Annotated in this window: 19 protein-coding genes; 12 read left to right on the forward strand and 7 right to left on the reverse strand. The window is 74.0% G+C overall.

All coding sequences use genetic code 11. The features are described 5' to 3' along the window. Positions 1-20 precede the first annotated feature (20 nt). The 6 genes from C8054_RS04890 (at position 21) to C8054_RS04915 (ending at position 5,210) form a co-directional block, all read left to right on the forward strand. Positions 21-830 carry a hypothetical protein gene (locus tag C8054_RS04890; RefSeq protein ID WP_107155511.1) on the forward strand — a complete coding sequence of 270 codons (810 nt, stop codon included), beginning with the start codon at positions 21-23 and terminating at the stop codon, positions 828-830. A gap of 103 nt (positions 831-933) precedes the next feature. Beyond that, a complete protein-coding gene (locus C8054_RS04895; RefSeq protein ID WP_146179870.1) occupies positions 934-1,422 on the forward strand; it encodes a hypothetical protein in 489 nt (162 codons plus the stop codon). A 73-nt stretch (positions 1,423-1,495) separates the two neighbouring features. Beyond that, positions 1,496-2,143 carry a maleylpyruvate isomerase family mycothiol-dependent enzyme gene (locus tag C8054_RS04900; RefSeq protein ID WP_107155513.1) on the forward strand — a complete coding sequence of 216 codons (648 nt, stop codon included), beginning with the start codon at positions 1,496-1,498 and terminating at the stop codon, positions 2,141-2,143. A 207-nt stretch (positions 2,144-2,350) separates the two neighbouring features. Continuing rightward, positions 2,351-2,962, forward strand: a complete 612-nt coding sequence (locus tag C8054_RS04905; RefSeq protein ID WP_233219499.1) for a DUF6518 family protein — start codon at positions 2,351-2,353, stop codon at positions 2,960-2,962. 64 nt (positions 2,963-3,026) lie between these two features. After that, positions 3,027-4,148 (forward strand): NAD(P)/FAD-dependent oxidoreductase, encoded by a 1,122-nt coding sequence (locus tag C8054_RS04910; protein WP_107155515.1) that lies wholly within the window; start codon positions 3,027-3,029, stop codon positions 4,146-4,148. Positions 4,149-4,310: 162 nt separating this feature from the next. Further along, on the forward strand, positions 4,311-5,210 hold the full coding sequence (locus tag C8054_RS04915) for a hypothetical protein (protein ID WP_107155516.1): 900 nt from the start codon (positions 4,311-4,313) through the stop codon (positions 5,208-5,210). Positions 5,211-5,258: 48 nt separating this feature from the next. Here the strand turns inward: C8054_RS04915 and C8054_RS04920 are convergent, their stop codons facing one another. After that, the gene (locus C8054_RS04920) at positions 5,259-6,737 is read right to left on the reverse strand and encodes a glutamate--cysteine ligase (protein ID WP_107155517.1); all 1,479 of its coding nucleotides are present in this window, start codon (positions 6,735-6,737) and stop codon (positions 5,259-5,261) included. Positions 6,738-6,960: 223 nt separating this feature from the next. Here C8054_RS04920 and C8054_RS04925 point away from each other — a divergent pair, with 223 nt between their 5' ends. Continuing rightward, positions 6,961-7,308 carry a DUF3817 domain-containing protein gene (locus tag C8054_RS04925; protein ID WP_107155518.1) on the forward strand — a complete coding sequence of 116 codons (348 nt, stop codon included), beginning with the start codon at positions 6,961-6,963 and terminating at the stop codon, positions 7,306-7,308. 47 nt (positions 7,309-7,355) lie between these two features. Here C8054_RS04925 and C8054_RS04930 read toward each other — a convergent pair whose 3' ends face one another. Further along, positions 7,356-7,904 carry a hypothetical protein gene (locus C8054_RS04930; protein WP_199199534.1) on the reverse strand — a complete coding sequence of 183 codons (549 nt, stop codon included), beginning with the start codon at positions 7,902-7,904 and terminating at the stop codon, positions 7,356-7,358. Between the two features lie 143 nt (positions 7,905-8,047). Between C8054_RS04930 and C8054_RS04935 the strand changes: the two genes are divergently transcribed. Genes C8054_RS04935 through C8054_RS04945 form a run of 3 tightly spaced genes read left to right on the forward strand, consistent with a single transcriptional unit; the run spans position 8,048 to position 12,016 of the window. Further along, positions 8,048-9,172 carry a Vms1/Ankzf1 family peptidyl-tRNA hydrolase gene (locus tag C8054_RS04935; RefSeq protein WP_107155519.1) on the forward strand — a complete coding sequence of 375 codons (1,125 nt, stop codon included), beginning with the start codon at positions 8,048-8,050 and terminating at the stop codon, positions 9,170-9,172. Further along, entirely contained in the window at positions 9,165-10,913 is a 1,749-nt protein-coding gene (locus tag C8054_RS04940; protein WP_107155520.1) for a thiamine pyrophosphate-binding protein, read from the forward strand. Before C8054_RS04935 ends, C8054_RS04940 begins: the two co-directional genes overlap by 8 nt. 56 nt (positions 10,914-10,969) lie before the next feature. Continuing rightward, complete coding sequence (locus tag C8054_RS04945) at positions 10,970-12,016, forward strand: iron-containing redox enzyme family protein (RefSeq protein WP_107155521.1); 1,047 nt, start codon at positions 10,970-10,972, stop codon at positions 12,014-12,016. Between the two features lie 29 nt (positions 12,017-12,045). On the opposite strand, the gene C8054_RS04950 is transcribed toward C8054_RS04945, so the two are convergent. Continuing rightward, on the reverse strand, positions 12,046-12,255 hold the full coding sequence (locus C8054_RS04950; protein WP_107155522.1) for a CDGSH iron-sulfur domain-containing protein: 210 nt from the start codon (positions 12,253-12,255) through the stop codon (positions 12,046-12,048). A gap of 161 nt (positions 12,256-12,416) precedes the next feature. Here C8054_RS04950 and C8054_RS04955 point away from each other — a divergent pair, with 161 nt between their 5' ends. Then, entirely contained in the window at positions 12,417-13,832 is a 1,416-nt protein-coding gene (locus tag C8054_RS04955) for a hypothetical protein (RefSeq protein WP_107155523.1), read from the forward strand. Between the two features lie 255 nt (positions 13,833-14,087). After that, entirely contained in the window at positions 14,088-15,221 is a 1,134-nt protein-coding gene (locus C8054_RS04960) for a SigB/SigF/SigG family RNA polymerase sigma factor (protein WP_107155524.1), read from the forward strand. A gap of 113 nt (positions 15,222-15,334) precedes the next feature. Here the strand turns inward: C8054_RS04960 and ctaD are convergent, their stop codons facing one another. From ctaD to C8054_RS04980, 4 genes are all read right to left on the reverse strand, one after another. Further along, positions 15,335-17,338, reverse strand: coding sequence for a cytochrome c oxidase subunit I (ctaD, locus tag C8054_RS04965; protein ID WP_107155525.1), 2,004 nt, complete (start codon positions 17,336-17,338; stop codon positions 15,335-15,337). An 88-nt stretch (positions 17,339-17,426) separates the two neighbouring features. Next, positions 17,427-18,158: an ATP-binding protein gene (locus C8054_RS04970; RefSeq protein WP_107155526.1), complete on the reverse strand. Its 732-nt coding sequence runs from the start codon at positions 18,156-18,158 to the stop codon at positions 17,427-17,429. Positions 18,159-18,352: 194 nt separating this feature from the next. Then, entirely contained in the window at positions 18,353-18,805 is a 453-nt protein-coding gene (locus C8054_RS04975; protein WP_107155653.1) for a DUF4383 domain-containing protein, read from the reverse strand. A 119-nt stretch (positions 18,806-18,924) separates the two neighbouring features. Next, a complete protein-coding gene (locus C8054_RS04980) occupies positions 18,925-20,079 on the reverse strand; it encodes a glycosyltransferase (RefSeq protein ID WP_107155527.1) in 1,155 nt (384 codons plus the stop codon). Positions 20,080-20,090: the final 11 nt, after the last annotated feature.

Here is a 20,090-nt window from a genome sequence, read left to right on the forward strand (position 1 = left end):
GTAAGGTTCCGAGTCCGGAAGTGGCTCAACGGCTGGACGGCGCACTGGGTGCGGGCGGTGCCCTGGTGGCACTCGCCGCCATCTCGGGCCCGGACGAACAGTGCCTGACGGTCGTCTCCGGTAGTTCCTGGCAGCGGTCCGACGTCGAACGGCTGGCCGACCTGCTCGTCACGGAGACGCCCACCTCGGAGAATGCCGTCGAACTGGCGCACCAATGGTTGATTGCCGAACCGCCGCAGCGCCTCGAACTGGACGCCGGCCGTCGCGTCGGTGACAGCACCGTGGAGCGGGTGCGACGACGGGTTCTTCAGCTCCGCCGGTTGGACGATCACCTTGGCGGAAGCGAGACGTACACGTTGGTCACCGACGAGCTGGCCGAGACCGTTGCGTTGCTGCGGGAGAGCAGTCACTCCGAGTCGGTGGGCCGGGAGCTGCTGGTCGTCATCGCGGACCTGTGCCAACTGGCGGGCTTCGTCGCCGAGGACTCGGGCCGGATGGCGGAAGCCCGTCGCTACCACCTGGCCGGGATGCGCGCGGCTCACGCGGGCGGTGACACCGCCTGTGCCGCGAACTGCCTCAGCAGCCTTTCCTACCTTGAGGCCAATGTCGGTGACCAGCATGTGGCTGTCACGCTGGCCCGGTCGGCGCATGCCGGTGGCCGGCACGCCGCCGAGGCCACTGGGCGTGCGCTGTTCCTGGAACGGGTCGCCTGGGCGTACGCCCGTGTCGGGGCCGCGGGCCTCGCCGAGCGGGCACTCGGAGCTGGTCAAGCTGGGGGAGGCGGATCTGGGCTGGCTGGCCGCCGACCGGGCGGTGGCCGGGGCGGGTGATGATCCGGCGCTGTCAGTCCGGGCTGTCGCGTCCGTGGGGGAGGCGCTCCGGGCGTTGGGCCGGAACCAACTGGCCCTCACCGTGACGATCTCTGCCGAGCCGGTGAGCGACTTGCACTGGTCCTTGCTGATTCAGGCCGGCCTCGCCGCCGCCGGCTGCGGCGAGGTCCGCCGCTCGGACGAGTTGCTGGTCCGAGCCGCCGAGATGGCCGCGCGACACCCGTCCGGGGACGAGTCGCAGCGGTGCGGGTTCGGGCCGGCTGCCGTCGAGGTGGCCCGGGTGGTGGCGGCGTTGGAGTCGGGTGACGCTGGGGAAGCGGTGTGCCGGCACGAGCGGGCGCATCGGAGGGAGGCGTGGCGACGTCTGCCGACCGAGTTCCGGGCCGCCTACCTGGTGGACGCCGCGCGGGCGTACGTCCGGGTGGGCGACCTGCGCGGAGCCGGCCGGGCGCTGGTGGAGGCGGACGGCATCGCGCCGGCCGAGATTCGCCTGCGGCCGGTGGCGCGTACCGTCGTCGCGGAGATCGCCCGCGCCCACCCGGTACCACCCGGCGTGGCCCGCCTGGCGACCCTGGTCGGCCTGACCCGGTGAACGGGTTCGCGATGAGTTCGCCGGACGGGGGCGGTCTGAGTGGGGGGAACGGGGCCGACGCTGGAGGTTGCTCATGTCCGAGACGCTCACCCGACGCGACTTGTGGGCGCTCGCGCACGCCGAGCGGGCCGCCCTCGCCGACGACCTGGCCGGGCTCGACGCGGCGCGGTGGGCGCACCGTTCGCTGTGCGGCCGGTGGACGGTGGAGCAGGTGGTCGCGCACCTGACCGCGGCGGCGAGCGTCGGCCGGGCACGCTGGGTGGCCAGCGTGCTGGGCGCGCGCTTCGACTTCGACAAGCACAACGACCGTCGCCTGGCCGAGCACCGGGGCGCCGACCCGGCGGAGACGCTCGACCGGTTCCGTCGGATCATCCGCAGCACCACGTCCACGTTCGGCCCGACCGAGGCGTGGCTCGGTGAGGTGGTCGTGCACGCCCAGGACATCCGGCGACCGCTCGGCCTCGGTCGTACGCCGTCGGTCGAGGCCGTGACGCCGGTCGCCCGTTTCTTCGCCGGTCGGGACTTCACCGTGAGCGGACGCAGCGCCATCCGAGGGCTGCGGGTGGCGGCCACCGACGGACCGTTCGCCGCCGGCGCCGGCCCGCTGGTCAGCGGCACCACGCTGGCACTGACAATGGCGATGGCCGGCCGGGCGGCATACTGCGATGACCTGACCGGGCCCGGTGTGCCCACGCTGCGTCAGCGGTGCGCCCCCGCCTGAGGACGGTCGACGCCGCCGGTGTGACGGCGTGGAGAGGAGCACCATGAAGCACGTCCGGCAGGCAGCGGCGGCGTTCGCGATCGTCCTCCTGGCCGGCTGCGCATCCACCCGGACCGCGCCCGACGCCGGACGACGCGCTGGTGGCCGGTGCTGCGGCGGCGACCCTGGCAGCGATGCGCTGAGTGCATACCGAGTATGCTCGCCGGTATGCCGCCCACCCGTCGCGTCCTGGCGCTCGTCGCCCCCCTCGCCGGTTTCCTGCTCGGCTTCCTCGACTTCGTCTGGATCACGCGGGTGCCGTACCCGCTGGCCGAACTCGGCAACTCCACCGCCACCTGGGCGGTCGCCGCGTTCGCGCTCGGCTGGTGGGTCCGGGTGGGCGCGCTGCGGGCGGCCGTGGCGGGCGTGGTCCTGCTGGTCGTCGCCGTACCCAGCTACTACCTGGCCGCGACACTGCTCCAGGGTGACGACCTGGCCGTGATCACCGCGCCCACCTCGTTGCTCTGGATGGCGTCCGGGGTGCTCGCGGGCGTGGTGTTCGGCATCGCCGGGGTCTGGGCCCGGTCGTCCGGGTGGCGGCGGGTGGTGGCGACCGCGCTGCCGGCGGCCGTGTTCGTCGAGGAGGCGCTGCGCTTCGCCGAACGGGGGCGCACCGGCTACTACCCCGGCGCCTGGTGGAACGTGGCCATCGACCTCGGGCTCGCCGCGCTGGTGATCCTCCTCGTCGCCCGCGCCGCCCGGACCCGGTTGCTCGCTTCGGCGGTGGCGTTGCCGCTGGCCGCGCTCGGCGCGCTGGTCTTCGTCGCCGTCCCCGGTTGAGGCGGCCTCCATACGGTCCGCCCAATCGATTGACATTCGATAGCTAGCTAGCGAAACTCGATGCATGAATGCTCGAGTGAGCGTGGACGTGCTGGTCGTCGGCGCCGGGCTGGCCGGGCTGCACGCCGCCACGTTGCTCGCCGCGCGGGGGCACGACGTGCTGCTGGTCGACCGCCGGCCCGCCCTGACCGGCGCGATCCGGACGACCGGGATCTTCGTGCGGCGTACGCTCGACGACTTCCCGCTGCCCGCCGGGCGCCTGGGGCCGCCCATCCGGCGGGTGGTGCTCTACCCGCCCGGCCTGCGTCGCCCGGTGACCCTGGTCAGCGCGCGCGACGAATACCGGGTGGGCGACATGGCGGGCCTCTACACGGACGCCGCTCGCGCCGCCGCCGACGCCGGCGTACGGATCGCGCTCGGCACCCGTTACGCCGGTCGCCGGGAAGGGGCCTTCGCGCTGACCGGTCCGGGTGGCCCGGTCGAGGTCCGGGCCCGGTTCGTCGTCGGTGCCGACGGCGCCCGGTCCCGAGTGGCCCGGGATCTGCGCCTGGACCGCAACCGGCACCTTCTGGTCGGCGCCGAGGAGGTCTTCACCGTTCCCGCGGGGGACGGGCCGCCCACGTTCCACTGCGTGCTCGACCCGACGCTTGCGCCCGGCTATCTGGCCTGGGTGGTCAACGACGGCCGGCACGCCCATGTCGGGGTTGCGGGCTACGCCGACCGCTTTCCCGGTGGCCTGCGGTACGCGTTGCGGCGGTTCGCCGCCACGGCCCCCGGGCTGCCTGCCGGCGGTCGGCCCGACGAGGTGGAACGGCGTGGAGGGCCGATCCCGGTCGGCGGGGTGCTGCGTCGTATCGGCTGTCCGGACGGGCTGTTGGTGGGCGACGCGGCGGGCGCGGTCAGTCCGCTCACCGCCGGCGGCCTCGATCCGTGCCTGCGGCTGTCGAACTACGCCGCGGTCGTGCTCGACGAGGCGCTGCGCACGGGTCGCCGGGACGTCGTGAGCCGCTACGACGGCGCGAGCCTGCGGAGCCGGTTCCGGGGCAGGTTGACGCTGCGGCACGGGCTGGCCCAGGTGCGTACCCCGGCCGTCGCGTCGGCGGCGTTCACGCTCCTGCGGACGCCGCTCGGGCGGGCGGCGGCCCGGGGTGTCCTCTTCGGCGACCGGTCGTTCCCCGCGCCGTGACCGGTGCCCGAGTCCCGATGTCCGCGGCGAGTGTCGACTACCCAACGTAGTCGGATCTTGGATATGCCCTGGTCGCCCTGTTACCTAACGTGATGGCGTCATTCCGGTACACCCGGCCCGTCGCCCACCACGCGCTTGGCCGGTAGGGAACAGGAGCAACCCATGTCCGAGCACATCAGACCCTGGCGCCGTGCCACGCTCGCCCTCGCCCTGTGCGGCACCGCCGCGGTCGCGGTGGTCGCCCCCGCCACCCCGGCCTCCGCCGCCGTCCCCGGCCTGGTGCGGATCTCCGTGGTCAGCGCCACCAACTCGACCGACTTCAAGACCGTCACCGCGACCTGCCCGGCGGGCAAGGTTCTCACCGGCACCGGCTACGAACTCAACGGCGCCGCCGGCGAGGCGATCGTGGACGACCTGCGGCCCAACGGCGGGGTGGCGACCGCGCCCACGGCGGTCACGGTCGGGGCGTACGAGGCGGACGCGTTCGCCGGCAACTGGAGCCTCACCGGGTACGCGATCTGTGCCAACCCGGTGCCCGGGCTGGTGCGGGCCACGGTGACCAGCGCGAGCAACTCCAACGACTTCCGCAGCGCCATCGTGTCCTGCCCGCTGGGCAAGGTGCTCACCGGCACCGGTTACGAACTCAACGGCGCGACCGGCGAGGCGGTGGTGGACGACTTCCGGCCCAACGGCGGGGTGGCCGCCGCGCCCACCGCGCTCACCGTGGAGGCGTACGAGGCGGACGCGTTCGCCGGCAACTGGAGCCTCACCGGGTACGCGATCTGTGCCAACCCGGTGCCCGGGCTGGTGCGGGCCACCGTGACCAGCGCGAGCAACTCCAACGACTTCCGCAGCGCCATCGCGGTCTGCCCGGCGGGCAAGGTCCTCACCGGCGCCGGCTACGAACTCAACGGCGTCACCGGCGAGGGCGTGGTCGACGACTTCCGGCCCAACGGCAGCAGCGTCGCCCCGCCCACCGCGGTCACCTCCGGCGCCTACGAGGAGGATCCGTTCGCCGGCAACTGGAGCCTGACGTCGTACGCGATCTGCGCGACCGCGTAGACCGCACGCGGGCCGTCCCCCGGTCACCGGGGGACGGCCCGAACCCGGTCAGGGAATCGGCCACTCGTGCACCGGACGGTTGCTGTGCATCAGGTCGACGTAGTGCCGGACCACCTCGCGCAGCGCGGCCGGCCGGTCCAGGTGGTCGGCGGACTCCAACCGGTGCAGCGTCTCCACCTGCCAGGTCGCGCCGTTGCGGCCGGTCAGGCAGCGCTGCTCGACGATGCCGAGCAGCCGGTCCCGCTCGGCCGGGTCCAGGCCCCACCGGTCCAGACCGTGATGGGCCAGCGGCAGCAGCCTGCGCAGCACCAACTCGGTCACCGGCAGGTAACCCAGGCCCGGCCAGAACACCTGGGCGTCGATGCCGTGCCGGGCGCAGGCGTTGAAGTTCTCCTCGGCGGCGCTGAACGACATCTGCGACCAGAGCGGACGGTCCGACTCGGCCAGCGCCCGGACCAGTCCGAAGTAGAACGCGCCGTTGACCACCGTGTCCAGCACGGTCGGGCCGGCCGGCAGCACCCGGTTCTCCACCCGCAGGTGCGGACGCCCGCGCGACACGTCGTAGACCGGCCGGTTCCAGCGGTAGATGGTGCCGTTGTGCAGGCGCAGCTCGGCGAGCTTCGGCACGTCGCCCCGGGCCAGCGTCGACGCCGGATCCTCCGGGTCGCACACCGGCAGCAGCGCCGGGAAGTAGCGGACGTTCTCCTCGAACAGGTCGAACACCGAGGTGATCCAGCGCTCCCCGAACCACACCCGCGGGCGTACCCCCTGGGCCTTTATCTCTTCCGCCCGGGTGTCGGTGGCCTGCTGGAACAACGGGATGCGGGTCTCCCGCCACAGCTCCCGGCCGAAGAACAGCGGCGAGTTCGCGCCGAGCGCCACCTGGATGCCGGCGATCGCCTGTGCCGCGTTCCAGTAGTCGGCGAACTGCGCCGGACTGACCTGGAGGTGGAACTGGGTGCTGGTGCAGGCCGCCTCCGGCGTGATGGTGTCCGCGGTGGTGGCCAGCCGCTCGACCCCGCTGATCGCGATCGGGAGGTCCTCCCCACGGGCGGCGAAGATCTGCTCGTTGAGCAACGCGTACCGGGGGTTGGCGGAGAGCGACTCGGCGGTCAGGTGCTCCGGGCGCAGCGTCGGCAGGACCCCGATCATCACCATGTGCGCGCCGACCGTGCGGGCCTTCTCCTCGGCGGCGTTGAGGCTGGCCCGCACGTGCTCCTCGAACTGGGCGGTGCCGGTGCCGGCGAGGCGGCGCGGCGCCACGTTGATCTCGACGTTGAACTGGCCCAGCTCGGTCTGGAACGCCTCGTCGGCGATCGCCGCCAGCACGTCGGCGTTGCGCATCGCCGGGTCGAAGCGCTCGTCGACCAGGTTCAGCTCGATCTCCAGGCCGGTCATCGGCCGCTCCACGTCGAACCGGGACTCGCGCAGCATCTCGGCGAAGACGTCCAGACAGCGCCGGACCTTCTCCCGGTAGCGGGCCCTATCCTCCCGGCTGAAGGTGCGCGCGCCGACGTCTTCGCCCATGGTCACCACCTTGTCACCGTTGGTCTTCCCAACCTCGCACGGAGTGACGGGTCAGGAAAAGGTCTAAGGGATCTTTTCTGTACCCCGAACTGCCCTCACTCATCCGGGGGAGGCAAGGAGGGGCCCCCTTTTAACGCCTTCTGCATAGGCGGGGGCCCCGCTTAACAGTTCGTCGCCAGGCGGGCCGGCTACCATGGCCGCCGCGACGGAGAAGGAGTGAGTGATGCGCGACGGGTGGATCCGGGCGTTCGTGTGGGCGGCGATCGCCGAGGCGTGCTCCTGGGCGGCGCTGCTGGCCGGCATGGCGGTCAAGTACGGGCCGCCGCGCAACGAACTCGGCGTGCAGGTGTTCGGCCCGATCCACGGCGCGCTCTTCGTCGCGTACGGGCTGCTGGTCCTCGTGGTGGCCCGACGGCGACGCTGGTCGCTGGTGTGGACCGGGCTGGCGCTGGCCAGCGCGGTGCCGCCGTTCGCCACCGTGCTGTTCGAGCGCTGGGCGCGACGCCGCGGCCTGCTCGACGCCCCCGCCCCCGCTCCCGCCGAGCGTCCGCTCGCGAATGTCGGTGGTTAAGCGGGGGCCCCGCCTCTACCGCAGACGTTAAAAGGGGGCCCCTCCTTTCACGTCAGGGCGGAGCAGGCGGCGACGCCGAGCACCAGGACGACGCCGAACAGCGCCTGGAGCAGCAGCGCCGGGCCCAGGTGCGACCAGAGCGTCGCGGTACGCGGGGTGAGCAGCTGACCGGTGGTCAGGTTGACGATCCGCTCGATCCGGGGCGGCAGGTCCGCGTCGCGCTGCGGGCGCAGCGTGAGCTGCACGTGGTCGCCGGGGTGCAGCGCGCTCTGCGGCAGGTGGCCGTGCAGTTCGACCTCGACCAGCCGGTCCGCGGCGTCGCGCACCCGCACCGGGGTGACCAGGAACTCGGGCCCCTTCTTCAGGTCCTTGAAGCTGCGCTTCGCGCCGCCGCCGCCGCTGCTGAGCAACGCGCGGAGCACCCGTAGCAGCAGCCCCACCACGCCCGCCGCGGTCAGGACCGTGACCAGCACCGGCTGCCCCACCCGCACCTCGCGGGCGTAGCCCTCCATCAGCCGGACCAGCCGCCCGGTGACGATGCGTTCCGTCGGGCGGACGACGCGTCGGGTGTGTAGCTCCGTGTCCATGTTCACCACCGAGAGTTCCGTTCCGTGCACAGATGGTATCGGTCATTCAGGTTGAACGACGTGAATGAACGAACGGTCACGCCCGACGGACCGGAAGGTGACATCGGCCGGGGCGCGGGTATGCGTGCGGCCGAGCTGGAAAGGGGTCGAGCATGCAGCTGTCCTTCCTGCGCCCGCTCTACGACCGTCCCGGGCCCTGGTGCTCGGTCTACCTGGACGCCTCCCGGGACACCCACGACTCGCGTCCACAGGTCGACCTGCGCTGGCGGGCCCTGAAGGGGGACCTGCTGGCCCAGGGCGCCGATCAGGTCACCGTCGAGGCGGTTGAGGAGGTGGTCCGCCGGCACCAGCCGATGCCCGGCGACTACGGCATCGCGGTCTTCGCCAGCCGGGGCCGGGTGGTGCTCACCGAGTACCTCTCCGCGCCGCCGCTGCGCGACCTGGCCACCTGGGCCGCGCTGCCGCACACCATGCCGCTGGTCGCCCAGCGCGGCGAGCAGGTCGCCTGGGTGCGGGTGCTGGCCGACCGCACCGGCGCCGACGCGATGGCGGTCAGCGCCGGCGGGGTGCCCCGGCGGGCCCAGGTGACCGGCCGGCAGAGCCGCCAGGTGCGCCGGGTCCAGCCCGGCGGATGGTCGCAGTCCCGCTACCAGCGGGCCGCCATGGAGGCGTGGCACCACAACGCCGGCGACGCCGCCGCGGCCACCGCCGAGCTGGCCGACCGCGTCGGCGCCGACGTGGTCGTGGTGGCCGGCGACATCCGGGCCACCGGCATGATCGCCGCCCAGCTCCCGGAACGCTGGCAGGACGTGCTGGTCCGCACCGACGCCGGCTCGCGGGCCGGCGGAGCCGAGGACACGCTGATGGACGACCTCACCGTGCAGACCGTCGCCGAGGTCGCCGACCGGCGGATCGCCGCCGCGCTGGATCGGTTCGGCGTGCAGGAGGACGTCGGCGCCGGGCTCGACGCGGTGGTCGCCGCGCTGCAACGCAACCAGGTCGACACCATGCTGATCGTCGACGACGCGTCCGCCGACGGCGAGCTGTGGGTCGGCCCCGAGCCGACCGAGATCGCCACCGACCCGGCGCAACTGGCCGACATGTCGGTGGCCGACCCGCAGAAGGTACGCGCCGACGCCGCGCTGCTGCGCGCGCTGATCGGCACCGACGCGGAGCTGACCGTCCTCTCGCCGGAAGAGGCGCCGGAACTGACCGACGGGGTCGGCGCGGTGCTGCGGTACGTCGACGCCGGCACCCCGGGGCGGGACGATGGCTGACCGTACCGTCGCCGACCTGGTGGTCGAGCGGCTACGGGCCTGGCGGGTGCCGCGCGCCTTCGGCTATCCCGGCGCGGCGCTCGACCCGCTGCTGGCCGCGCTCGACGACGCCGGTGGCGACCCGGCGTTCGTGCCGGCCCGGCACGAGGAGACCGCCGCGTTCATGGCGACCGGGCACGCCAAGTTCACCGGTGGGATCGGGGTGTGCCTGGCCACCCAGGGCCCCAGCGCGGTGCACCTGCTCAACGGCCTCTACGACGCGAAGCTGGACAGCAAGCCGGTGGTGGCGATCATCGGGGAGGACGTCAGTGGCCCGCTGGGCGGGGCGCACGAGGAGATCGGGCTGAGCCGGCTCTTCGGCGACGTGTGCAACCAGTTCGTCCGGTACGGTCGCACGCCCGACCAGGTGCCGGCGTTGCTGGACCAGGCGTTCCGGACCGCGGCGGCGACCCGCAGCCCGACCTGCGTGGTGCTGCCCCGGGCGTTGCAGGTGACGCCCGTGCCCGACCGGCTGCCACCGACTGCCGGCGTCATCACCGCGACGCCCGGCGAGCCGCTGGCCCGGGTGCTGCCGCACGACGCCGACCTGGACGCCGCCGCCTCGCTGCTCAGCGCCGGGCAGCGGGTGGCCGTGCTGGTCGGCCAGGGGGCGCACGGCGCGGCCGGGGAGGTCGTCGCGCTCGCCGACCGGCTCGGCGCGGGCGTGGCCACGTCGCTGCTCGGCAAGCCGGTGCTGGACGAGCGGCTGCCGTTCCACACCGGAGTGCTCGGCGAGGTCGGCACCACCGCCGCCGCCCAGCTCATGGGCGGCTGCGACACGCTGCTGCTGGTCGGCACGAACGATCCGTGGACCGACTGGTTCCCGCTGCCCGGCCAGGTGCGCACCATCCAGATCGACATCGACGGCCGGCGGATCGGCGCCCGCTACCCGGTCGACGTGCCCCTGGTCGGCGACGCCGGCGAGACGCTGCGGGCGCTGCTGGCCCGGGTGCCGGAACGGCGCCACACGCAGTGGCGCGGCATGGTGGAGAGCGCGGTGGACCGCTGGCGGGTGGTCGCCGCCGACCGCGCCGCCGCCCCGGCCGAGCCGCTCAACCCGCAACTCGTGCTCCGCGAACTGTCCGCCCGGCTGCCGCGGCGCGCGGCGGTCGCCGTCGACGTCGGCTCGGTCGTCTACTGGTACGCCCGCCACCTGGACCTGCCGCCCGGGGTGCAGGCCCGGCTCTGCGGCACGCTCGGCTCGATGGGGTGCGCGCTGCCGTACGCGGTGGCCGCCAAGCTGGCCTGGTCGGACCAGCCGGTGCTGGCGCTGCTCGGCGACGGCGCGATGCAGCTCAACGGCCTGGCCGAGCTGATCACCGTGGCGCACCACTGGACGGAGTGGCGCGACCCCCGACTGGTCGTGCTGGTGCTGAACAACCGCGACCAGTCCGGCGTGGGCGGCGGACGTACGCCGGGCGACCGGCGACCCGACGTGCCGTACGCCGGATGGGCCCGGCTGCTCGGGCTGCACGGCGTCCGGGTGGACCGGCCGGACCTGGTCGGAGCGGCCTGGGACGAGGTGCTCGCCGCGGACCGGCCCAGTGTGCTGGAGGCGGTGGTGGACCCGGCCGTGCCGCTGGACGTGCCCGAGCCGGCGCTGGCCGACCTGCGCGGCCTGATGACGGACGGCGACGCGGCCCGGCGGGTGCGGGACCGGGTGATCCAGGCCGGGGCCATCGCCGCCGAAGACCTCGTTTAGCCGGACCCGGGTGGGGCACTGCGACCAGGCGTTCGTCGGTCCCCGGGAGGTCCCGCTTGTCCATCGTCACCGATCGTCGCTACGGTCCCGCCCCGCTGCCGGCGGCCCGCGGGCCGGTCTCGGCCGCGCTGCTCACCGCGCTGCGCGGGTCGCCCGGCACGCTGCCGGCCGGGTGGGGCGACCGGTTCGACGAGGCGGCGGCGCCGCTGACCGACGAGGACCTCCAGCTCACCCTCTTCCTCTGCTACGAGCTGCACTATCGCGGGTGGCGGGGCGTGACCGACGAGTGGGAGTGGGAGCCGTCCCTGCTGGCGCTGCGGGCCCGGGCGGAGCGCCCGTTCATGGCGGCGCTGCGGGAGCTGGCCGGGCCGCTGCCGGCGGTGCTGCCAGCCGCCCTGCCGGCGACGCTGATCGACGTGGTGGCCGCGGACGACGGTCCCGCGCTCGCCGCCACCCTGCAACGCCGCGCCGACCTGGCGCAGTTCCGCGAGTTCGTCACGCACCGCTCGATCTACCACCTCCGGGAGGCCGACCCGCACAGCTGGGCGTTGCCCCGGCTCGGCGGCCCGGCGAAGGCGGCGCTCGTCGAGATCCAGATGGACGAGTACGGCAACGGCCGGCTGGACCGGATGCACGCGGAGTTGTTCCGGGTCACCATGGACCGGCTCGGCCTGGACACCGGCTACGCCGCCCACCTGGACCGGGTGCCGGCGGTGACACTGGCGCTCAACAACCTGATGTCGCTGTTCGGGCTGCACCGGCGGCTGCGCGGGGCGCTGCTCGGCCACCTGGCCGCGTACGAGATGACCTCGTCGCTACCGAACCGCCGGTACGGCAACGGGTTGCGCCGGCTGGGCTTCGACGCGGTCGCCACCCGCTTCTACGACGAGCACGTCGAGGCGGACGCGGTGCACGAGCAGATCGCGGCGTACGACCTGTGCGGCGGGCTGGTCCGCGCGGAGCCGGCGCTCGCCGGGGACGTGCTGTTCGGGGCCGCCGCCGCGCTGGCGCTGGACCGTCTCTTCGCCACCCACCTGCTGTCCGCCTGGTCGGCGGGACGGTCGTCGCTGCGGCCGGTCACCGGCGCCCTGGCCGCCGCCTGACGCCCCGCTGATCCCGTTGGCCCGCGCGGTCAGGGCGCGCGGAAGCCGGCGACCTTGTGGGTGCCGTCGCAGAACGGCTTGATCGCGCTCTTGCCGCAGCGGCACAGCGCCACCGTGCCCCGACGCGTCTCGATCGGCTCGCCCTCCGGCGTGACCAGCGCGAAGTCGCCGCGCACCAGCAGCGGTCCGTCCCGGTACGGGGTGATGGTCGCCGCCGGGGCGCTCTGGTCGTCGGGCATGCGCGGTGCAGTGCCCGTCCCGCCGCGGCCCAAACCCGCACCCGGCGTGCCGTTGCGCCCACAGCGGCGGGGGAGCGGCGCGACGGCACCCGACCGGGGGTTGGTCCGGCGCGTGGGGAGATGACCCGTTTAGACCCCAGACGGACGGGAAGCCGGCCCGCGTGGTGAGCGAACGAGTGGAGCGCGGACCGGCGGCCGGGACCGCGTTGCCCGGTGACCGGGTGGTCGCGGCGGGCAGCGCGGCCCGGATCCTGGTCGCCGCGACCGCCCGGGCGCTGCGCGGCGACGACTGCGGCGACCTCGGTCACGCCGGCTCGCTGTCCCGGCTCGGCGGGGCCCCGGAGGCGGTACGACGCGTCGCCGCCGGCCGCGCGGCCGGCCGGGCGGCGCTCACCGCCGCCCAGGTCGCCCGCGTCGACGCCGAGCGGGTGGCCGACTGGTTCGTGGCCCAGTACCCGGGCCGGCGCTGGCCCGGGGCGGTGCTCGGCTCGCCGCACGGTGCGGCGGCCCACCTCGCGGTGGCGCTCGGCGTGCCCTGGCTGCCCGCCGGCTTCGAACTCGCCGGGCAGTGGGGCCGGGGCGCGGTGGACCGCCCGGACGCCGCGCTCGACCACGGTGCGGCGCTGGCCGGCCGGCTGCTCGCCGGCAACCCCCGGGTGCACGTGCGGCAGGTGCACTGCCCGGCCAGCCGGGGTGTGGCGGTCGGCGCCACGGTCACGCTCGCGGTCCGCTGGCGGACCCTGCCCGAGGCGTACGCGCGGTTCCTGGCCGACCGGCTGGAGCCGGCCGCGCCGGTGCTGCTGTTGCACGACGCGCGTACGTGGCCGGTGCGGGACGACGGCAGCGGCCACAGCTTCCAGGCCGGCTGCCCGGCCAGCGGCCTCGACCCGGTCGACTTCCACCCGGACGCCCCGGCGCTGCGCCACGTGCTGCACGCGGCCGGCGGCGACGAGACGCGCTGGCGCGCCCCGGAGGTCACGGCGTCGGCGGCGTTCGCCGAACACGGCGTGGAGTCCGGTTTCGAGCACGGCGCCCGGGGATGGGGCGACACCCGGGGCCACCCGCTGCACCGGGTGGTCGTGCCGCAGCCGGACGCGCTGAGCGCGGCCACCGCGGACCTCTACCGACGCTGGCTGCGGCGCGCCGGCAAGACCGGGGACCGGCTGGTGGTGGAGTGCGGCCGGCTGCTCGACCCGGGGCAGGTGCTGCGCGCCGGCCTGGTGCCCTACTGGTGCGAGAACGCCACCCGGCGTCGGGTGCAGGGCGCCGAGTGGTGGCTCGCCGGCAGTGAGCCGTTCAGTTCGGTGGACGTGCTGCCGGAACCGCCAGGCCTGCGTTCCCCGGCGCTCGCCGGCCTGTCCCAGTGGCTGGCGGTGGCCGGCTTCGGGCGCCGGCGGCGCGCCCTGGACCGGGGCGCGGCCCGCGGATACCCGGTCACCTCGGTACCGACCCGACGTGCCACGGAGGTGTTGCGCAACCAGCCCTGCGACCTGCCCGCGCCGCCGCCGATGCCGATGGCGGAGGCGCTCGCCGCGCTTCGGGACGCGGGCGCCCACCAGGGCCTGCTCGTCTGCTGAGCGCGGGCCACCACGCCGACGGGCACGGCCCGCCGGCCAACCTGGCGAAACATCCTCGCGAACCGACGGTCCGTGATTGAGTACCTACGGAGCGGGAAGACCGCTCGCCGCGACCCGGCCCACGACGCCGCGCGGCGGGCAGCCACCGCTTCCGACGTATCCGTCACGTAACCAACGTCCTCACCCGGGGCGTGGCCCGACCACGCGCGCAACCGGTTCCGGCCGGGCGGGGGATCTTCGGCGAGGGAGGCGCGGATGTTCGGACAGACCACCACACCCACCCCACCGACCACCGAGCGGGGCCTGGAGGACCTCGACGCGGCGGCGCTCGCGTACGCGGCCCGGATCGAGGGGCTGCCACCCGAGCGGCGGCAGGAGGCACGGGACGACCTGGTCCGCTTCGCGTTGCCGTTCGCCGGCCGGCTGGCCCGCCGGTACCGGGGTCGCGGGGAGCCGTTGGAGGACCTGGAACAGGTCGCCCGCCTCGGCCTGGTCAACGCCGTCGACCGGTACGACCCGGAGCGCGGCTCGTTCACCGCGTACGCGGCGATCACCATCGTCGGTGAGATCAAACGACACTTCCGCGACCGCACCTGGGGTGTGCACGTGCCGCGCCGGTTGCGCGACCTGATCCTCGAGGTCGGGCAGGCGACCGCGACGCTGACCAGCGAGCTGTCCCGGGCCCCGTCGGTCGCCGAGCTGGCCGAGCGACTGGAGACGCCGGAGGAGGAGATCCTCGCCGCGCTGGAGTCGGCCGCCGGCTACAGCCCGGCCTCGCTCAACGCACCGGTCGGCGGCGAGAGCTCGGCCGAGTTCGGCGACCTGGTCGGCGAGTCCGACAACGCGCTGGAGTCGGTCGACGACCGGGTCACGGTCAGCGGCCTGCTGCACCGACTGCCCTGGCGGGAGCGGCGCATCCTCGCCATGCGCTTCTACGGCAACCAGACCCAGGCCGAGATCGCGGCCCGGTTCGGCATCTCCCAGATGCACGTGTCCCGGCTGCTGTCCCGGGCGCTGACCTGGCTACGCCAGGCGATGCTCGCCGACGCGCCGCCGCCCTGGCAGAACGGCACGGCCGAGGCGGAGCCGGCAAGATCCCGGATCTCGGTGCGGCAGCACGGCGACCGGGTGGTCGTCGAGGTCGGCGGCGAGGTGGACCGGGCCGGCGCGGACCAGTTGCGCCGGGCGGTGCTGGAGGCGGTCACCGGGCAACCCCGCGAGGTGGTGGTCGACCTGGTGGGCGCCGGCGGCTTCGACGCCGGCGGGATCGCCGCGCTGATGGCCGGCCGGGACGCCGCCGCCCGGACCGGGGTGCCGCTGCGGCTGACCCGGGTGCAGCCCGCGGTACGCCGCTCACTCACCGCCGCCGGCCTGCCCGCCGCCGACTGAGCAACCCCGCCCCCGCGCCGGCCGCCGCCTTCGGCGAGCCGGCGCGGTGGCGCGGCCGGCTGTTAAGCGGGGCCCCCTGCTCTGCCGGAGGCGTTAACCGGGGGCCCCTCCTTTCAGTTGTCCGGGGTGTCGCCGTGGCCGCGCGGGTGCCGCCACCTCTCGTTCGGCTGGTCCTCGCGCGGGGCGCCGAGGATCGTCTCCTCCGGCTCGTCGGTCTCCTCGAAGCTGGGGCGGCGCACGTCCTCGGGCTCCGGCACGTCCACCGGCCGGGCGCCGGACTGCGGCGCGGGCTGGTACTCGACGGCCTCCCGGGCGCCGTGCGCGCCCTCGGCGGCCGGTGACTCCGGCGTCCGGGCGACGTGGTGCAGCTCCTCGGCCAGGCTCTGCGGCGGCTTGGTGGTCCGCTGCGGCAGGTCGCGGCCGAGGTCGGAGACGAGCGGGCCGTACTTGGCGTCGAACGCCGGCCGCTCCGAGCGGATCCGGGGCATCCGGTCGAAGTTGCGCAGCGGCGGCGGGCAGGTGGTGGCCCATTCCAGCGAGTTGCCGAACCCCCACGGGTCGTCCACGGTGACCATCGCGCCGTACCGCCAGGACTTCCAGACGTTGTAGACGAAGAACAGCGTGGACGCGCCGAGCACGAACGACCCGACGGTGGAGATCTCGTTGAGCCCGGTGAAGCCGTCGCCGGGCAGGTAGTCGGCGTACCGGCGGGGCATGCCCTCGTTGCCGAGCCAGTGCTGCACCAGGAACGTGGCGTGGAAGCCGAGGAACATGGTCCAGAAGTGCATCTTGCCCAGCCTCTCGTCGAGCAGCCGGCCGGTCATCTTCGGGAACCAGAAGTAGATGCCGCCGAACGCGGCGAACACGATGGTGCCGAAGAGCACGTAGTGGAAGTGCGCCACCACGAAGTACGAGTCGGTGACGTGGAAGTCGACCGGCGGGCTGGCCAGCAGCACGCCGGTCAGGCCGCCGAGCAGGAAGGTGACCAGGAAGCCGACGGCGAACAGCATCGGCGTCTCGAATGTGAGCTGTCCCTTCCACATGGTGCCGATCCAGTTGAAGAACTTCACCCCGGTCGGCACCGCGATCAGGTAGCTCAGGATGCTGAAGAACGGCAGCAGCACCTGGCCGGTCGCGAACATGTGGTGTGCCCAGACCGCCATCGACAGCACCGTGATGGCGAGCGTGGCGAGGACCAGCCCGGTGTAGCCGAAGATCGGCTTGCGGGAGAAGACCGGGATGATCTCGGTGATGATGCCGAAGAACGGCAGCGCGATGATGTAGACCTCGGGATGCCCGAAGAACCAGAACAGGTGCTGCCACAGCATCGGCCCGCCGGTGGTCGGATCGTAGACGTGCGAGTGCAGGATCCGGTCCGAGGCGAGTGCGAACAGCGCGGCCGCCAGCAGCGGGAACACGAAGATCACCAGCACGCTGGTGAGCAGCAGGTTCCAGGTGAAGATCGGCATCCGGAACATGGTCATGCCGGGCGCGCGCAGGGTCAGGATCGTGGTGATCATGTTGACCGCGCCGAGGATCGTGCCCAGACCGGAGACGGCCAGCCCGACCACCCACATGTTCGCGCCGACCCCGGGCGAGTGCTGCGCGGTGCTCAGCGGCGTGTACGCGGTCCAGCCGAAGTCCGCCGAGCCCTGCGGCGTGAAGAACCCGCCCACCGTGATGGCCGCGCCGAAGAAGTACAGCCAGTAGGCGAACGCGTTGAGCCGGGGGAACGCCACGTCCGGCGCGCCGATCTGCAACGGCACCAGGTAGTTGCCGAACCCGAACACCATCGGCGTCGCGAACAGCAGCAGCATGATCGTGCCGTGCATGGTGAACATCTGGTTGTACTGCTCGGGGGAGAGCAGTTGCATCCCCGGCCGGGCCAGCTCGGCGCGGATCAGCATCGCCATGAAGCCGCCGATGATGAAGTACGCGAACGAGGTGCCCAGGTAGAGCAGGCCGATCAACTTGGCGTCGGTGGAGCGCAGCAACCGCCACAGCGAGTTGCCCTTCACCGCCTCCCGGACCGGGCCGGGGTATCCGCCGAACCGGGCCGGCGCGAGGATCGCCGGCCCCCGGTCGTGTGCCGGATCCGTGACTACTCGCTTGGGCATGGCATCTCACCCCAGGTGACGACAGACAGGACGGGCGCGCGTACCCGTCCCCGCTACCCATGAAACCAGGCGAGAGCGGAGAATTCGGTCAGTTCGCCGGGAGCATGGCCCAGACGACCTTGCCGGCGCCCACCGGCGTGCTGCCCCAGCGCTGGGTCAGCTCCCGCACCAGCATCAGTCCCCGGCCGCCCTCCTCGCGGGGGTCACGGCCGGTCGCCGCGTACGCCTCGGCGGGGCTGCCGTCCATCACCGCCACCCGCAGATACGGTCGGCGCAGCGTCAGCGTGACGTGCATCGGCGTGCCGGCGTGCCGGACCACGTTGCCGACCAGCTCGCTGAGCACCAGCGAGGCCGGGCCGGCCAGCTCCGGCACGTTCCACCGGCCGCACGCCTCGGTGACCAGCTCCCGGGCCCGCCGGCAGGCCCCGGCGACCGGCTCCAGGCGGGCCCGCAGCCGGGGCGCGGCAGCGGTGCCGGCCAGCGCCGTCGCCTCCGCGCAGTCCCGGCGCACCGGCACCACCCGGCAGGCGGTGGTCTCGTTCAGCCAGGCGGCGGTCTCCCGGGGCGGGGCGGAGAGCACCATCGGCACCGCCGGCCAGTCGGCCGCCCGCCGGGCCGCCGCCGCGAACACGGACAGCGCCAGCGGGTCGGTGACGTCGATCTCCTCCAGGTCGACCACGAGCGCGTCCGGTTGCGCGGCGAGGCAGCGGTCCAGCACCTCGTGCACCACACGCATCGTGGCCAGGTCGAGCAGCCCGGCCAGCCGTACGACGGTGACCGGGGACTCGTCGCGGACCTCGCACCTGATCCGGGTCGACATCGGGCCCTCGTTTCCAACTCGTCGGGAGGCTACCGACGTACCCGCCGTTCGAACCACCGAAACCGGCCATCCGGCGCGTCCCGTCGCAGGTCACGCTGGCGGCGCCACGCGGCCCGCACGGAGCGCGCCGGATCGGCCCGTCGACCCGGAGCCGACCTGCGGCCCTCCCGCTTCGGAGGTCGACGGGGCGCGGGTCAGCGGTGGTGGTCGCGGCGGGCGGCGAGCAGACCCAGCGCCAGCATGGCGAGGCCCAGCAGCAGGTGCAGCCAGGTGTCGGCGCGGTTGACCGCCAGGACGTTCGCCTCGGTACGTCGGTCGACGGCCAGGCCGTACAGCCAGAGCACCAGGTACACCGCGCCGCCGCCGACCAGGAACGCCCGGGCACGGGTCACGGTGCGGGCCAGCAGCAGGCCGGCGACGCCGAGCGCGAGGTGGACGACGTTGTGCAGCACCGAGACCTGGAACAGGCCGAGCAGGCGGGCGCCGGACGCCGGCCCGGCGAACCGCAGGTCGGCGAAGGAACTGGTGATCCCCGGCACGAAGCCCAGCACGCCGAGCAGCAACAGGAGCACCGCGAAACCGGAGGCGGCCCGGCGTACCGGCGCCCGGCCGTCGGCCGGGTTGCGCCGCGCCCGGGAGTGCGCCATCGAGTTCGTCACGCCGGCCTCCTCGCCACCGCGGGGAAGCCGACGGTTTCCCCGACCCACCGGCGGCAAACGCCGGCCCGGCCGCGGGAGAGGCGGCCGGGCCGGCGGTGTGCCGTTGATCAGGCCGGCTGCAACGGGCGTGCGGCGCCCCGGCGGACCCGGTCGTAGAGCGCGACGTAACGCTCGGCCATCCGGGCCGGGGTGAACCGGTCGGCCGCCTCGCGCCGGCACTCGTCGGCGTCCAGCCGGCCGGCGGCGAGCACCAGGTCGCCCAGCTCGTCCTCGTCGGCGGTGAGCAGGCCGGTGCGGCCGTGCTCGATCAGTTCCGGCAGGCAGCCCCGGGCGGTGGCCACCACCGGCGTGCCCAGCGACAGGGACTCGACCACCGCCGTGCCGCCCGGCTCCTCCCAGCGCAGCGGGAACAACGACGCACGCGCGGAGGCGACCAGGTCGTCGCGCTCCTGCCCGGCCACCGTGCCGACCCAGCGCACCCGGTCGCCGTCGACGTACGGGGCGACGTGGTCGTGGAAGAACCGCACGTCCGGGTTCTGCCGCGCCTCGTCGCCGGCCGCGGCCAGGTCCTCCGGGCGGTGGTACGGCCCGACCGGGCCGGCCAGCACCAGCCGGAAGCCGGCTTCCCGGGCCAGCCGGGCGCCCAGGTCCTGCCCCTTCCCCGGGTTGATCCGGCCGAGGATCACCACGTGGTCGCCCTTGGGCGTCGCCGGACGGCGGTCCGCGTCGACCGCCAGCGGGGTGGACAGGTGCACGTGACCGACCGAGTGCTCCCGCAGCGCGCGGGGGGCGCGGGCGAGCTGCGAGGCCGACACCCCGTTGACCCGCACCCGGTCGCCGCCGTCGAGGTTGCCGTACAGCTCCGGATGCTTGGCCAGGTCCCAGTGCAGGGTGTGCAGCACCGGCGGCGCGTCCGGGCCCATCGCGGCCAGCGTGGCCAGCCCGACCGCCTCCACGTGGTCGTGCACCAGGTCGATGTCGTCGCGGGCGTGCACCGCCCGCACCACGTGCGCCAGGTGCGCCTGGGACACGCCGCAGACCTGGTTGTACGGCCGCTGCAACGCGTGGAACTGCCCGTCCGGGAAGACCGCGATCTTCTCGTCGACCGGCAGCGTGCTGCTCTCCACCGAGGCGAGCACCACCCGGACGCCGAGGCGGCGCAGCTCCGGCACCAGCGTGGCCACCACGTTCTCGATCCCGCCGTACCCGGGCGGTGGCACGGACAGCCACGGGCCGGCGTTCATCAGCACGGTGAGCGTCATGCGCTGCCTCT

Origin of the sequence: Micromonospora sp. RP3T (assembly GCF_003027925.1) — a bacterium.
Lineage (GTDB): Bacteria > Actinomycetota > Actinomycetes > Mycobacteriales > Micromonosporaceae > Micromonospora.

Coding starts and splice junctions, on each gene's coding strand:
- C8054_RS04950 (WP_107155522.1), bottom strand. CDS start 12,255: ATGCCCGACGACCAGAGCGCCCCGGCGGCGACCATCACCCCGTACCGG.
- C8054_RS04960 (WP_107155524.1), top strand. CDS start 14,088: ATGTTCGGACAGACCACCACACCCACCCCACCGACCACCGAGCGGGGC.
- ctaD (WP_107155525.1), bottom strand. CDS start 17,338: ATGCCCAAGCGAGTAGTCACGGATCCGGCACACGACCGGGGGCCGGCG.
- C8054_RS04910 (WP_107155515.1), top strand. CDS start 3,027: ATGAATGCTCGAGTGAGCGTGGACGTGCTGGTCGTCGGCGCCGGGCTG.
- C8054_RS04905 (WP_233219499.1), top strand. CDS start 2,351: ATGCCGCCCACCCGTCGCGTCCTGGCGCTCGTCGCCCCCCTCGCCGGT.
- C8054_RS04935 (WP_107155519.1), top strand. CDS start 8,048: ATGCAGCTGTCCTTCCTGCGCCCGCTCTACGACCGTCCCGGGCCCTGG.
- C8054_RS04925 (WP_107155518.1), top strand. CDS start 6,961: ATGCGCGACGGGTGGATCCGGGCGTTCGTGTGGGCGGCGATCGCCGAG.
- C8054_RS04900 (WP_107155513.1), top strand. CDS start 1,496: ATGTCCGAGACGCTCACCCGACGCGACTTGTGGGCGCTCGCGCACGCC.
- C8054_RS04975 (WP_107155653.1), bottom strand. CDS start 18,805: ATGGCGCACTCCCGGGCGCGGCGCAACCCGGCCGACGGCCGGGCGCCG.
- C8054_RS04915 (WP_107155516.1), top strand. CDS start 4,311: ATGTCCGAGCACATCAGACCCTGGCGCCGTGCCACGCTCGCCCTCGCC.
- C8054_RS04940 (WP_107155520.1), top strand. CDS start 9,165: ATGGCTGACCGTACCGTCGCCGACCTGGTGGTCGAGCGGCTACGGGCC.
- C8054_RS04980 (WP_107155527.1), bottom strand. CDS start 20,079: ATGACGCTCACCGTGCTGATGAACGCCGGCCCGTGGCTGTCCGTGCCA.
- C8054_RS04970 (WP_107155526.1), bottom strand. CDS start 18,158: ATGTCGACCCGGATCAGGTGCGAGGTCCGCGACGAGTCCCCGGTCACC.
- C8054_RS04920 (WP_107155517.1), bottom strand. CDS start 6,737: ATGGGCGAAGACGTCGGCGCGCGCACCTTCAGCCGGGAGGATAGGGCC.